Source organism: Rhizobium sp. RAF56 (genome assembly GCF_052113965.1).
In the GTDB taxonomy this organism is placed as follows: Bacteria; Pseudomonadota; Alphaproteobacteria; order Rhizobiales; family Rhizobiaceae; genus Rhizobium.
The window spans coordinates 1-14,237 of sequence record NZ_JBFRDU010000005.1 but is presented as its reverse complement, the minus strand read 5'-3'; the positions used below and the strand labels follow the sequence as shown (position 1 = coordinate 14,237).

At 64.0% G+C, this 14,237-nt stretch carries 10 protein-coding genes; 5 read left to right on the top strand and 5 right to left on the bottom strand.

Annotated elements, in window-relative coordinates:
• Window positions 1-113 precede the first annotated feature (113 nt).
• From AB4048_RS05495 to AB4048_RS05480, 4 genes are all read left to right on the top strand, one after another.
• Window positions 114-1,067 (top strand): DUF1402 family protein, encoded by a 954-nt coding sequence (locus AB4048_RS05495; protein WP_442201085.1) that lies wholly within the window; start codon window positions 114-116, stop codon window positions 1,065-1,067.
• Window positions 1,068-1,112: 45 nt separating this feature from the next.
• On the top strand, window positions 1,113-2,510 hold the full coding sequence (locus AB4048_RS05490; protein ID WP_442200914.1) for a cytochrome P450: 1,398 nt from the start codon (window positions 1,113-1,115) through the stop codon (window positions 2,508-2,510).
• A 117-nt stretch (window positions 2,511-2,627) separates the two neighbouring features.
• Window positions 2,628-4,631 carry a hydantoinase/oxoprolinase N-terminal domain-containing protein gene (locus tag AB4048_RS05485; RefSeq protein ID WP_442200913.1) on the top strand — a complete coding sequence of 668 codons (2,004 nt, stop codon included), beginning with the start codon at window positions 2,628-2,630 and terminating at the stop codon, window positions 4,629-4,631.
• 173 nt (window positions 4,632-4,804) lie between these two features.
• The gene (locus AB4048_RS05480) at window positions 4,805-6,976 is read left to right on the top strand and encodes a malate synthase G (protein WP_442200912.1); all 2,172 of its coding nucleotides are present in this window, start codon (window positions 4,805-4,807) and stop codon (window positions 6,974-6,976) included.
• Window positions 6,977-7,063: 87 nt separating this feature from the next.
• On the opposite strand, the gene AB4048_RS05475 is transcribed toward AB4048_RS05480, so the two are convergent.
• Window positions 7,064-7,735, bottom strand: coding sequence for a L,D-transpeptidase (locus AB4048_RS05475; protein WP_442200911.1), 672 nt, complete (start codon window positions 7,733-7,735; stop codon window positions 7,064-7,066).
• 179 nt (window positions 7,736-7,914) lie between these two features.
• Here AB4048_RS05475 and AB4048_RS05470 point away from each other — a divergent pair, with 179 nt between their 5' ends.
• Window positions 7,915-8,403: an MmcB family DNA repair protein gene (locus AB4048_RS05470; RefSeq protein ID WP_442200910.1), complete on the top strand. Its 489-nt coding sequence runs from the start codon at window positions 7,915-7,917 to the stop codon at window positions 8,401-8,403.
• A gap of 9 nt (window positions 8,404-8,412) precedes the next feature.
• Here AB4048_RS05470 and AB4048_RS05465 read toward each other — a convergent pair whose 3' ends face one another.
• The 4 genes from AB4048_RS05465 to AB4048_RS05450 all read right to left on the bottom strand — a co-directional run bounded on the left by AB4048_RS05465 (window position 8,413) and on the right by AB4048_RS05450 (window position 13,835).
• Entirely contained in the window at window positions 8,413-9,006 is a 594-nt protein-coding gene (locus tag AB4048_RS05465; RefSeq protein WP_442200909.1) for an ActR/PrrA/RegA family redox response regulator transcription factor, read from the bottom strand.
• Window positions 9,007-9,073: 67 nt separating this feature from the next.
• Window positions 9,074-10,381 (bottom strand): ActS/PrrB/RegB family redox-sensitive histidine kinase, encoded by a 1,308-nt coding sequence (locus tag AB4048_RS05460; protein ID WP_442200908.1) that lies wholly within the window; start codon window positions 10,379-10,381, stop codon window positions 9,074-9,076.
• 34 nt (window positions 10,382-10,415) lie between these two features.
• On the bottom strand, window positions 10,416-12,881 hold the full coding sequence (gene hrpB, locus AB4048_RS05455) for an ATP-dependent helicase HrpB (protein WP_442201084.1): 2,466 nt from the start codon (window positions 12,879-12,881) through the stop codon (window positions 10,416-10,418).
• 3 nt (window positions 12,882-12,884) lie between these two features.
• On the bottom strand, window positions 12,885-13,835 hold the full coding sequence (locus AB4048_RS05450) for an ornithine cyclodeaminase family protein (RefSeq protein WP_442200907.1): 951 nt from the start codon (window positions 13,833-13,835) through the stop codon (window positions 12,885-12,887).
• Window positions 13,836-14,237: the final 402 nt, after the last annotated feature.

Genomic DNA, 14,237 nt, shown 5'->3' with positions numbered 1-14,237 from the left:
TGTGGTACAGGGCAACCGCTCTGGTGCAATTTCAGGAAAAGCGCGAGGCGTTCTTCCCTCGAGATTGCGATAAGAACGAACAACCGATGAACCCTCTTGCGGGACTGCCGAACGTGCGACGCATTCTGATTTCCCTTCTCGTGGCCGTTCTGAGCCTTGCCTGGATACCCGCACGGGCCGCGAGCGTTCTCGTGGTGCCGCCCGGCAATCGCAACGCCGAGCAGCCGGCGATCCCGGGCGCTTCCGTGCGCCGGACAAAGGGTACGAACTCCACTTTCGAGCGGAAATATCAGAAGGTGCGCGCGTTGCTCGCGACCGACACCAAGCTAATGTCGAAGATAAAGTCGATATCGCGCGCCTACGGCATCGAGCCTATCCATGTCATCGGCGCGCTGGTCGGCGAGCATACCTACAATGTCGATGCTTATGACGGCCTGCAGTCCTATTACGTCAAGGCCGCGTCCTATGCGGGATCGAGCTTTCGTTTCGCCTATGACGGCGAAAGTATCGCCGACTTCGTCGCCCGGCCGCAATTTTCAGCCTGCGCGGCCAAAAGCGATTCCTACAGTCTCTGGACCTGCCGTGAGGACGTCTGGGACAGCGCCTTCCGGGGCCGGACCGTTGATGGAAAATCTTTTCCCAACAACCGTTTCAGCGCCGTCTTCTTCCAGCCCTTCTATGCCGGCCAGACCTTCGGGCTCGGCCAGGTCAACCCGCTGACGGCATTGATGCTGTCGGATCTGGTGGCAAGCACCTCCGGCGTTGCGAAACTCGACGAGCACAAGGCGGCGGATGTCTATAACGCCATCATGGATCCGGACATGTCGCTTGCCTTCGTCGCGGCATCGATCCGCAAATCGATCGACGACTACCGCTCGATCGCAGGCATGGATATTTCTAACAATCCGGGCCTGACTGCGACGCTCTACAATGTCGGCAATTCGCGCCAGCGCGCCGCCGCGCTTGCCGCGAGGAACCGCAGCTCTGGTCAGACCGTGTGGCCGGAGGAAAACTATTACGGCTGGCTGATCAACGACAAGCTGGACGACCTGAAGTCGCTGCTCTAGTTTCCGATTGAGTAGCGGGGGCGCGGGGGCAAGGAAAGCGCTGGCATGGATATGATCCCCGAACCGTTTTCGCCGCCTGCGCCCATCCCGCGCAACAAACCGCCGTCGCGGCTGCAGATCATCCGCACCATCCTCCGCAATCCACTCGAACTTTGGGGCGAGCCTTCCTATACGCTGCCGTGGATCGCCACCCGCTTCTTTAGTGAGCGAACGCTGATCGTCAACGATCCCGGCATGATCAAGCATGTGCTGGTCGACAATGCCGCAAACTACCGCATGTCGGACATCCGCCAACTGGTGCTCCGGCCGATCCTGCGCGATGGGCTGCTGACAGCCGAGGGGCCGGTATGGAAGCGCTCGCGCAAGGCCCTCGCCCCGGTTTTCACGCCGCGCCATGCCCAGGGTTTCGCGGGCCAGATGCTGCGCCAAAGCGAGGACTACGCCAAGAAATATGCCGGTGCAGGACCGACGGGAGAGGTTTTCGACATCGCCGTCGACATGACGGAGCTGACCTTCGCAATCCTCGCCGAGACGCTGTTTTCCGGCGAGATCGTCTCCTCCAGCGGTCACTTCGCCGACGACGTCAATCAGCTCCTGCACCGCATGGGCCGTGTCGATCCCATGGATCTCTTGCGCGCTCCTTCCTGGGTCCCGCGGCTGACGCGCATCGGCGGCCAGAAAGTGCTCGACAAGTTTCGCGGCATCGTTCGCGACACGATGAATGCACGCCTTGAGAAGATGCGGACGGATCGCGCCGCGGCACCGGACGATTTCCTGACGCTTCTGCTCGAGCAGGCGGGCCCCGAAGGCCTCACCATGGAGGAGATCGAGGACAATATCCTGACCTTCATCGGCGCCGGTCATGAAACGACCGCCCGGGCGCTTGCCTGGACGCTCTATTGCGTCGCGAACGTGCCGCATATCCGCGCCGCCATGGAAGAGGAAATCGACCGGGTGGTGCCGACCGCCCCGCCAGTCGAATGGCTGGACCGGATGCCATACGTGCGGGCGGCGTTCGAGGAGGCGATGCGCCTTTATCCGCCCGCGCCGTCGATCAACCGGGCGGCGATCGCCGATGATTCCTGGATCAGCCCCTCCGGCGAATATGTCGAGATCCCCGCCGGCATCACCGTTCTCATCATGCCCTGGACGCTGCACCGCCATGCGCTCTATTGGGACCGGCCGCGCGCCTTCATGCCGGAGCGCTTCCTGCCGGAGAACCGGAGCCGCATCAATCGATTCCAGTATTTGCCCTTCGGTGCCGGCCCGCGCGTCTGCATCGGCGCGACCTTCGCCCTGCAGGAGGCGGTGATCGCGCTCGGCGTCCTGATGCGCGACTACCGCTTCGACCTAACGTCGAAGACCAACCCGTGGCCCGTGCAGAAATTGACGACACAGCCACAGGGCGGCCTGCCGATGCGCGTCGCGCGGCGTGGAGTGTAGCTGCGCATCTGGTGTTAACGGGTAAACCGGCGGCCGATGCCGCAATAGAGTGTGGCGCCCGCCGTCGGAACAATGCATAAGAAGGCCACTTTCCGCCGCAGGGACTTCGACACGCGCGTGACTTCGCATCTTTTGCTCGGCATCGACACAGGTGGCACCTATACCGATGCGGTTCTTTTCCATGAAACCGACGGCGTTCTTGCCAAGGCAAAATCGCTGACTACGCGCCACGATCTGGCGATCGGCATCGCGGGAGCGGTGGACGCGGTGATTGCCAAGGCAGGTGCGGAGCTTTCGGCGATCCGTCTGGTCTCGCTGTCGACGACGCTTGCGACCAACGCGCTGGTGGAAGGGCAGGGCGGCCGGGCCGGTCTCGTGATGATCGGTTTCGGCCCCGAAGACCTGAAGCGCGACGGGCTGTCGGACGCGCTCGGCTCCGATCCGGTGATCTTCCTGCCCGGCGGCCACGACGTGCACGGCAAGGAACAGCCGCTCGATCTTTCGGCGCTGGAGGCAGCGCTTCCCGAGCTTGCGAAGAGTGTGTCGTCCTTCGCTGTGGCCGGCTACTTCGCTGTGCGCAATCCCGCTCACGAGATCCGCGTCCGCGACTGCATTCGCGACATCTCGCACCTGCCCGTCACCTGCAGCCATGAGCTCTCTTCGAAACTCGGCGGCCCGCGCCGGGCGCTGACGACGCTTTTGAACGCCCGGCTCGTTTCGATGATCGATCGGCTGGTCGGCGCGTGCGAGGGCTTTCTCGAAGCGCGCGGCATCACGGCGCCGATGATGGTGGTGCGGGGCGATGGCGCTCTGGTCTCGGCGACGGAAGCGAAGCTGAGGCCGATCGAAACGATCCTTTCCGGTCCGGCGGCAAGCCTCGTCGGCGCTCGCTATCTCACTGGCCTCGACAACGCGGTGGTCTCCGACATCGGCGGCACGACGACGGACGTCGCGGTTCTGGATAATGGCAGCCCGCGGCTGGATGCGGACGGCGCAGTCGTCGGCGGTTTTCGTACGATGGTCGAAGCGGTCGCGATGCGGACCTACGGGCTTGGCGGCGATTCCGAGGTGAAGATCAACGAGCGCGGCCTGACCGCCGCTTTCGAACTCGGGCCTCGCCGGTTGCTGCCGCTCAGCCTTGCCGCGCATTCGCACCCCGAGGCGATACTTCCCGTTCTCGAACGACAGCTACGGGCGCGGCACCTCGGGCGCCACGACGGCCGTTTTGCCGTGCGCACCGGCGTTCCCGATCATCTGGCGAGCGGCCTGACGCCGCAAGAGCAGGCGTTGTTCGAAAGGATCGGCGCCGTGCCGTCAGCCCTCGACCAGCTTCTGACGACGACACCGCAGAGGGCGACGCTCGACCGTTTGGTCGCGCGCGGCCTCGTGCATCTTTGCGGGCTGACGCCTTCCGATGCCATGCACGCGCTTGGTGGCCAAGGACAGTGGAACGCCGAAGCGGCGCGGCTCGGCCTGCAGCTTGCGATGCGCATCAAGGACGGATCTGCGAAACCGATCGCGACGACGATCGAGGAGCTGGCGCAAAAGATCGTTGCCAGGCTGACGCGCCAGTCCGCCGACGTCATCTTGGCCGCTTGCCTTGCCGACGACGGCGCAAGCGAAATCGACCCGTCGAAATCCGCGGCCGTCGGGCGGGCGCTGACGCGGGCGCCGGGCATCGTGCGCTTTGCCGTCTCGCTCGACCGGCCGCTGGTAGGCCTTGGGGCATCGGCATCGGTCTATTATCCGGCGATCGCCGACATGCTCTCAAGCGAAAGCGCCATCCCCGCCGATGCCGACGTAGCCAATGCGGTCGGCGCGGTGGTCGGCCGCGTGCGCGCCGTCGCGACCGTTTTCGTCACCATGCCGGAGGACGGCATCTATGTGCTGAGCGGTGTCGGCGAGCCGCAGCGTTTCATCGGCGAGGTGGAGTGTTTCATGGCCGCCCGCAGCCGCGCTACGGCTGCGGCCGTCGAGCATGCGCGTCTGAACGGCGCCGACGATCCGGTGGTTTCCCTAGAGGAACAGATCGACGCACCGGAGATCGAGGGCAATCGCAAGCTTGTCGAGGCACGTTTCGTCGCCACTGCCAGCGGCCGGCCGCGTATCGCCGTCGACTGATTGTTTCCATAATGGCGAAAATCTTTCCGACTATCGCCAAATTGGCTGTGCACCGAATGGCCTCAAAGTGGCAGCGTGACGAGTGCTTTGATCTGCGTATGATCTTCTTCTAAATCACGTCCGATTCGAGAAGGTTATGCGCTGGCCGACAGCGGCAATGAAGGGAGAATTTCATGACGCGCATTGATAGGAACGGGCTCGCCATCGACGCGACGCTGCACGACTTTCTGATCCGCGAGGCGTTGCCGGGGACCGGTATCGACGCGGACCGGTTCTTCGCGGGTTTTTCCGCGATCGTGCATGAGCTGGCGCCGAAAAATCGCACGCTGCTCGCCAAGCGCGACACGCTGCAAGCCGTGATCGACGACTGGTACCGCAAGAACGGTGCGCCTTCGGACATCGAGGACTACGAGGCGTTCCTGCGTGATATCGGTTACATCGTGCCGGAAGGGTCGGACTTCGCGGTCTCGACCTCCGGCGTCGATGCGGAGATAGCGACGATAGCAGGCCCTCAACTCGTCGTGCCCGTCATGAACGCACGCTATGCGCTAAACGCCGCCAATGCTCGCTGGGGCTCGCTCTACGATGCGCTCTACGGTACGGACGCGATTTCCGAGGAGGATGGCGCCGAGAAGGGTAGGAGCTACAATCCGAAGCGTGGCGAAAAGGTCATTGCCTGGGTTCGCGATTTTCTCGACACCGCCGTCCCGCTCGTCGAGGCGACATGGGCGGATATCGCCGGCCTGACAGTCAAGGACGGGGCGCTGTGGCTGACGGCAACGGACGGCGAGCATGTCGCTCTTGCGGATCAGGGCCATTTTGCCGGCTATCGCGGCGAGCCTGCCGCACCGACGCACGTCCTTCTTAAGAACAACGGCATTCACATAGAGATCGTCATCGACCAGACGACCGAGATCGGCAAATCCGACCCCGCCGGCATTTCCGACGTCCGCCTGGAGTCCGCGATCACCGCCATCATGGACTGCGAGGATTCGATCGCGGCGGTCGATGCGGAAGACAAGGTGACGGTCTATCGCAACTGGCTCGGGCTGATGAAAGGCGATCTGACCGAAGAGGTCGCCAAGGGCGGCAAGACCTTCACGCGCAGCCTGAACCCCGACCCCGTATACAAGGCGCCGAACGGTTCGAGCTTTGAACTGCACGGACGCTCGCTGATGCTGGTGCGCAACGTCGGCCACCTGATGACCAATCCGGCGATCCTCGACAGGGACGGCAACGAAGTGCCCGAAGGTATCATGGATGCTGTCGTCACCGGCCTGATCGCGCTCTACGATATCGGGCCGAACGGCCGCGCCAAGAATTCGCGCATGGGTTCAATGTATGTCGTCAAGCCGAAGATGCATGGGCCGGAGGAGGTGGCATTCGCCGTCGAAATCTTCTCACGCGTCGAAGAGCTGCTCGGCATGGCGCGCAATACCATGAAAATGGGCATCATGGACGAGGAGCGCCGCACCACGGTCAACCTCAAGGAATGCATCCGTGCCGCGCGCGAGCGCGTCGTCTTCATCAATACCGGCTTCCTCGACCGCACCGGCGACGAGATCCATACCTCAATGGAAGCGGGACCGATGATCCGCAAGGGCGACATGAAGCAGGCCGCCTGGATCGCCGCCTATGAAAACTGGAACGTCGATATCGGGCTCGAATGCGGCCTCGCCGGGCATGCCCAGATCGGCAAGGGCATGTGGGCCATGCCCGACCTGATGGCGGCCATGCTGGAGCAGAAGATCGCGCATCTGAAAGCCGGCGCCAACACCGCCTGGGTGCCGTCGCCGACGGCGGCGACGCTGCACGCGACGCATTATCACCGCATCAACGTCGCGCGCGTGCAGCAGGGTCTCAAGGATCGCGCACGTGCGAAGCTTTCCGACATTCTGTCGGTGCCCGTCGCGACCCGGCCGAACTGGACGCCTGCGGAAATCCAGCGCGAGCTTGACAACAACGCGCAAGGGATCCTCGGCTATGTCGTGCGTTGGGTCGACCATGGCGTCGGCTGCTCGAAGGTTCCCGACATCAACAATATCGGCCTGATGGAGGACCGCGCGACCTTGCGCATCTCCGCGCAGCACATGGCCAACTGGCTGTTCCACAAGGTCGCTACCGAGGCGCAGGTCATCGAGACGATGAAGCGCATGGCGGCCGTCGTCGACCGCCAGAACGCCGACGATCCGCTCTATGTGCCGATGGCGGTCAATTTCGACAACTCGATCGCCTTCCAGGCGGCGCTCGAACTGGTGCTGCAGGGTCGCGAGCAGCCGAATGGCTATACCGAGCCCGTACTCCACCGCCGCCGCCGGGAATTGAAGGCGCGGCCCACGGCCTGAGGCAGCCCCCAGCGAGATATCTCGCAGAACGAAAAAGGCCGCCGAGCGTTTCCGCCGGCGGCCTTGTCGTTGGGCTTGCCCAAGACTTTACTGAATGACGATGACCTTGGTGCTGTGGCCCGGCTGGACACGGCTATAGAGGTCGATCACGTCCTGATTCATGAGACGGATGCAGCCCGAGGAAGCCGCCGTACCGATCGAAGACCACTCCGGCGTGCCGTGCAATCTGAAGAGCGTATCCTCGCCCTTGTCGTTGTAGAGATACATCGCGCGCGCGCCGAGCGGGTTTTCAAGGCCCGGGCCCATGCCGTCATCGACGTATCTCGCGATTTCCGGACGGCGGACAGCCATTTCCTTCGGTGGGTGCCACGTCGGCCATTCCTGCTTCCAGGCGACATAGGCCGTGCCCGCCCAGGCAAAGCCCTGCTTGCCGACGCCGATGCCGTAACGAACGGCCTCATTGTTGCCGAGCACGTAGTAGAGATGACGTTCGCGCGTGTTGACGATGATCGTGCCGGGGCGCTCGTCGGACTGGTAGCTGACGATCTGGCGGCGGAACTCCGGCTTCACCCTCTGGATCGGGATCGCCGGCAGCGAGAAGCCCGCATCCGGTGTCACGCCGTAGGCGTCGTCGAAAGTCTGCAGAGGCTTCGCAGATGAGGCGGAGCTGAGCTGGGCGCCGGCGGCCGTCGCAGAGTAGCTGGTCGCTGCCAGCGTCACGACAAGGCCGAACACAGTCATTGCATTGCGGATACGCATGGACGTCTCTTAATGTTTGGGTCGGGAGAAAGCGGTTGTCTAACCATCTTTGCGAACGGTTTATTTGCGATTAAACTCGGCATTGCAAGCGGCTCTATGGCAGCAAAGACCCGTTGCGGTGCAATATAAGCCCGAATGGTTTTTTTGCAACAATGCTTGCCCTGTCCCCACGGTAACTCATGACGATATTAAGCCTCTACAACAATAATCCGCTAATAGACGGCCGTCAGTCCGAAAGGGCGATGCTGGTGCGCAAAGGCGTCCAGAAGCTGCTGCACGAAATGCGCCATGCCGTTCTACCGGAATTGCCGCTCGCCAGCGGCCGTCGCGCCGATCTGATAACCCTCACCGACAAAGGTGAGATCTGGATCGTTGAAATCAAGTCGTCTATCGAGGATTTTCGCGTCGACCGCAAATGGCCGGACTACCGGCGGCATTGCGACCGGCTGTTTTTCGCCACCCACAAGGATGTGCCGCTCGACATTTTCCCTGAAGATTGCGGACTGATCCTCTCCGACGGCTATGGCGCTCACATGATCCGCGAGGCACCGGAACACCGCCTGCCGCCGGCGACGCGCAAATCCGTGACGCTTTCCTTCTCCCGCATCGCCGCCCAGCGACTGCTACTGGCGGAATGGGCGACGGGAAAGCCGCTTCCCATCGAATAGCGCCCGGCATTATTTCGGCGCGCGCTTGGCTAGGATACGCTGCAGGGTGCGGCGATGCATATTCAAGCGCCTTGCTGTTTCCGACACGTTCCGCTCGCACATCTCGTAGACGCGCTGGATATGTTCCCAGCGGACGCGATCCGCAGACATCGGATTCTCGGGAACTTCCGCTTTCTCGCCAGGACGCTGCGTGAGCGCGGAATAGACGTCGTCCGCGTCGGCGGGCTTGGCGAGGTAGTCGAGCGCGCCGAGCTTCACGGCCGTCACTGCCGTTGCGATGTTGCCGTATCCCGTAAGCACGATGATGCGCGTGTCGTCACGGCGCTGGCGGATCGCCTCGATGACGTCGAGACCGTTGCCGTCGCCGAGCCTGAGATCGACCACGGCATATTTCGGCGGCCTGGCTTTGGACTTGGCGACGCCTTCCGCGACCGACTCGGCCGTATCGACGGCAAAGCCACGCAATTCCATGGCGCGTGCCAGGCGCCGCAGGAACGGACCGTCGTCATCGACGATCAAAAGGCTGGGGTCTGGGCCGATATGATCGTCGGCATGAGCACCGGGGTTGGCGTCCCCGGCGGGGGCATGGTCTTTTTCCATCATTCTGTTCAATCCCTGCGGTGGGCCGCCCCTCGTTCTGACTGGTCGGGACCGTTTTATGCGCGGAAATTCATTTTGTCGAATTGCTGTCGATCAGCATGCGCGGCCATTCGATACGGATGCGAGCGCCCGGCGTGCCCGGATCGCGGTTTGCGAAGGCAAGCGTCGCGCCGGATCGCTCGAGCAGCGTCTTGGCGATGAAGAGGCCAAGCCCGAGGCCGCCGGCTGTGTCTTCCTTCTGGCGGGCCGTAACGTAGGGCTCACCGATTCGCGTCAGAATGTCCGGCGAATAGCCGCTGCCGTCGTCCTCGATGGTGATCACCAGCGTCGCAGGGTCGAACTCCACGGTGACGGTCACCTTCTCCCGGGCATAGTCCACGGCGTTTTCGATGAGGTTGCCGAGACCGTACATGATGCCGGCATTTCGGCTGAGCACCGGTTCGCCGGCGCGCGGTGCCTTTTCGATCAAGTCCACCACGATGCCGAATTCCCGATGCGGCGCGATGATTTCCTCCATCATCGAGGAGAGCGACAGCCGGCTCATGTGTATCTCACCCTCCGAGGAGAGCGTCGTCAGTCGTCGAAGGATGTCACGGCAGCGCTCGCTCTGGCTTCTGAGCAGTGCCACATCCTCGCGGTAGCGCTCGTCGTGCCCGAGCTCACGCTCCATTTCCTTGGCAACAACGCTGATGGTCGCCAAGGGTGTGCCGAGTTCATGGGCGGCCGCGGCGGCCAACCCATCCAGCTGGGAAAGGTGCTTTTCTCTCAGTAATACGAGCTCGGTCGCAGCCAGCGCCTCGGCAAGCTGGCTCGCCTCCATCGACACGCGATAGGCATAAAAGGCGGCGAACGCCATGGTCGAGGCGATCGCGCACCAGACGCCGAGCTGCATGACGTTATGCATGTTGACCGGAACGCCATTGTACCAGGGCAGCGCAAAGGGAGAGAGTGCGAGCACGGTGATGCAGACCATGGCGAGGCCGATCAGCGCCATGCCGTAGCGGATCGGCTGCGAGGCAAAGGAAATGATGACCGGCACGCAGACCAGCACCGAGAAGGGATTGGCCAACCCGCCGGTGATGAAGAGCAGTCCCGACAGCTGCAGGAGGTCGAGCGCCAGGAGCAGGAAGGCGGCGGGCGGCTCCAGCCGGTGCGTTGCGGGATAGCGTATGGTCAGGAAGAAGTTGAGCCAGGCGAGGCAGGCAATCAGCACGCCGCAGGCAAGCAGCGGCAGCGGAAAGCCGAGCCAGAACGCAACGATCAGCACCGTCGCCAGTTGGCCCCCGACGGCGAGCCAGCGCAGGCGAACCAGTGTCTGAAGGCGCAGGCGCCGGCTGCTCTGGCGGCCGCCCTCAAGCGTCACATCCGTCTCTGCCATTCAAGCCTGTCCTTTCGAAGAATCCGCGTGCCCGTCATGTACCACGGGGCTTTACCCGTGTCGTCGGGAGTGCCTCGGCGGGGTCTTCGGGCCAGGGATGCCGTGGGTAGCGGCCGCGCATGTCGGCGCGCACATCCCGCCAGGAGCCCGCCCAGAAGCCCGGCAGGTCGCGCGTCGTCTGGATCGGCCGATGGGCGGGCGAGGTGAGCTCCAGCAGCAGCGGCAGCCTCCCGCCGCCGACGGCCGGGTGCACTTTCAGACCGAACAGCTCCTGAACCCGAATGGTCAGCATCGGCTCCTCGCCGTCGTACTGGATCGGATGTCGCTGGCCCGTTGGCGCCGTAAAATGCGTCGGCGCCAGCCGGCCGAGATCGCGCTGCAGCTCATGCGGCACCAGCGACATCAGTCCGTTCGTGAGCCCACTTGCCGAAATGTCCGCAATCCCGCGCGCATCTGCCTGGAAAGGCACGAACCATTCGTCGAGACGCGCCATAAGCGCTGCCTCGCCCATATCCGGCCACGGGTCGCCGAGCGTGCGCTGGAGGAAGCCCAGCCGGTCGCGCAACTGCGATGCCTCCTTGGAGAAGGGCAGAACGGCAAGCCCGAGTTCGCAAACGCCCTGCGCCAACGCCTTGACGACGGCGTCGCCTGCCGGACGCGGCAACGGCGTTTCCTCGAAGACAATGGCGCCAAGCCGGGTCGCCCGCCGCGCCCTTACCTGCCAACTTGCCTTGTCGAAGACGCATTGCTCTTCGGTGACGATTTCGCCTGGCAGATGCGCCTCGACGTCGGCACGCGAAATTTCCGCCGCCGAGAGAATTCGCGCCTGCGCCGCCCGCCCGGTCAGGTCGGCGATGACAAGCATTGGGGAACCTGAGAGCCGTTCGGTCTCGGCGATCTCCGCGCCGCGGCCGTTCGCCATGACGAAGCGTCCGCGCCCCCCGCGCTGGAGGGCGATGCGGTCGGGAAAGGCGTGAAGCAGCAGCTGGCCGGCAAGCACGGGCGCGCCGCCGTCCTTCCCCTTTCCGCCCGCGGCCGTCGCGAGCCGACCGGCCAGCCGCCGGGCGGCCTCGGCGCGCTCGCCTCGCTCCGCCTTGAAACGGCGCAGCCGATCTTCGAGATCGATGGAGCTGCCGCCGAGCCCCTGCTCCGTCAACAGCACCGCCAGAAGCGCTGCTTCCCGCGCCTGGCCGAAATCGCCTGCGGCGATCACCATGGCGGCAAGCCTTGGCGGCAGGGCAAGTGCCCGCATCAGCCGCCCGCGTTCCGTCAGGCTGCCTTGCCGATCGAGCGCGCCGAGTTGGGCAAGCAAAGCGCGTGCTTCGGCAAGCGTGGTTGCCGGGGGCTGGTCGATGAAGGCAAGGCTTGCCGGATCCTGCACGCCCCAATGGGCAAGGTCGAGAGCAAGCCCGGACAGATCGCTCGAGAGGATCTGCGGCGGTGTGAAGGCGGGAAGTGCCGCCGTCTGACCCTGGTGCCAGAGGCGGAGCGCCATCCCCGGTTCCGTTCGTCCGGCGCGCCCGGCGCGCTGGTCGGCCGAGGCGCGGGATACGCGCACCGTCTCCAGGCGCGTAATCCCGGTCGAGGCCTCGAAGACCGGAAGACGCTGCAGACCGCTATCGATGATGATGCGCACCCCGTCGATGGTGATCGAAGTTTCGGCGATCGAGGTGGCGAGCACGATCTTGCGCGTGCCGGCCGGCGCCGGCCGGATCGCCGCGTCCTGCTCCTTCTGAGTAAGATTGCCGTAAAGTGGCGTTATGGCCGTCTCGGGTCCGAACCGGCCCGTCAGCCGCTCGGCCGTGCGGGTGATTTCCGCCTGTCCCGGCAGAAAGGCCAGGATCGAACCCTTTTCCTCTGCGTGGGCATCGAGGATGGCGCGCGTCACCGCATCTTCGATACGCTCGCCGCCCGGGCGGTCGCGATAACGAATGTCTACGGGAAAGCTGCGTCCCATGCTCTCGATGACCGGTGGCTGATCGAGAAGGGCCGAGACCCGTGCCACATCCAGCGTGGCCGACATCACCAGGATGCGCAAATTCTCGCGCAGCGCCGACTGCACGTCGATTGCCAATGCCAGACCGAAGTCGGCGTCCAGCGAGCGTTCGTGGAACTCGTCGAAAATCACCGCCGACACGCCCGAAAGCTCGGGATCGTCGAGGATCATGCGTGCGAAGACACCTTCCGTCACGACTTCGATCCGGGTTTTTGCCGACACGCGATTATCGAGGCGCATGCGATAGCCGACCGTCTCGCCGACCTGTTCGCCAAGCAGCGAGGCCATGCGGCCGGCCGCGGCCCGCGCCGCCAGCCTCCGTGGCTCCAGCACGACGACGCGCCCGTCGCCACGCCACGGCGCGTCGAGCAGGTAGAGCGGCACCAGCGTCGTCTTGCCGGCGCCGGGCGGCGCGGAAAGCACCGCACGCCGTTCCTTGCCAAGCGCTTCGGAGATCTCGGCAAGCACATGCGATACGGGTAGTTCGGGAAGATTGACCACGATCTCTTACTTCTGTCCGGAGCGGGCGCTCTCGTAGGCGAGGATGGCGCCGGCCAGATCCTCGAGCGCCGCACCCACCGACTTGAAGAAGGTGATCTCCTCAGTGGATTGGCGGCCGGGGTGCTCCTTCGCCACGAGTTCCCTGAGTTCGGCGCGGATGCCCCCGGGCGTCAACACGCCGGTTTTGAGGGGTTGGACGATGTCGCCGGCCTCGCTCATGGCGCCGGCGCGGGTATCGACGAAGACGCTTGCGCGCGCCACAGCCGTGTCGTCGGCTTCGCGCATATCCGGCTTGAACCCGCCGATGAGATCGAGATGCGCGCCGGGCTTCAGCCAGTCGCCGCAAATCAGCGGCGCCTGCGACAGGGTCGCGCAGGAGATGATGTCCGCCGTGCGGGCGGCGGTCTCTATATCGGCGACGGCCTTGGCATCAAAGCCGAGCGCGCGGGCGTCCGCGGCGGTCTTCTCGGCGTTCCCGGCATTGCGCCCCCATACGCGAATACGCTTGAGCGGCCGAACCTGCGCATGCGCCTCGATCAGGTTGAGCGACAGCCGCCCGGTACCACAGACCAGGAGCTCCTCGGCGTCGGGCCGGGCGAGGTGGCGCGCGGCGAGCGCCGAGGTGGCGGCGGTACGCCGCGCCGTGAGCTCGCCGCCGTCGACGACAGCGAGCATCTCGCCGGTCTTGCCGGAAGAAAGAAGATAGGTGCCGAAGATCGCCGGCAATGAGCGCTTGGCGTTATCGGGGTAGACGGTCAGCACCTTCACCCCTGTATATTGCCCGGGCACCCATGAAGGCATGAGAAGCAGCGTCGCTGCCGCCTCGCCGGGCACCTCCACCTCATGATGATGCCGGACCGGCGTGACGCAAGTGCCGGTGAACATCGAGGCGATGGCGTCGATCAGGGCGGGCCAGGCAAGCGCTTCGCGGGTTTGGGCTTCATCGAGGACTAGCATGCAGTTGCTCCATTCGTTGCGGCCGGCGGCCATCAGAGCGGCAAACTAGCAATTGCTGGCGCGCGCGCAATATAGGCGATGTCGGATGCCGACCGGGCTTTGGGCGTTGTCTTGTGAGGAAGTAGGCGGAAAGATCGCATATCGACCCTCGGTTCGGCATGACTAAGGCCCGATTTCCGCCATCGGAATCCGATGCCGGAAATACATATTCAAATTCAGTGACTTATAAAATTGTCAAAAAACTTTCATCTGCGCTGTTGACTTAGAAAAGGGGTAGGGTCTATAAGCCCGATCACTGACGAGGGCGGCGGCGCTGCTGGCGACGATGTCCTTCGCTCTAGAGTTTCAGATGGAACTGTGGCGGCGGATTGGGATGGTTGCTGGAAGGCGGTTGTCTCGTCG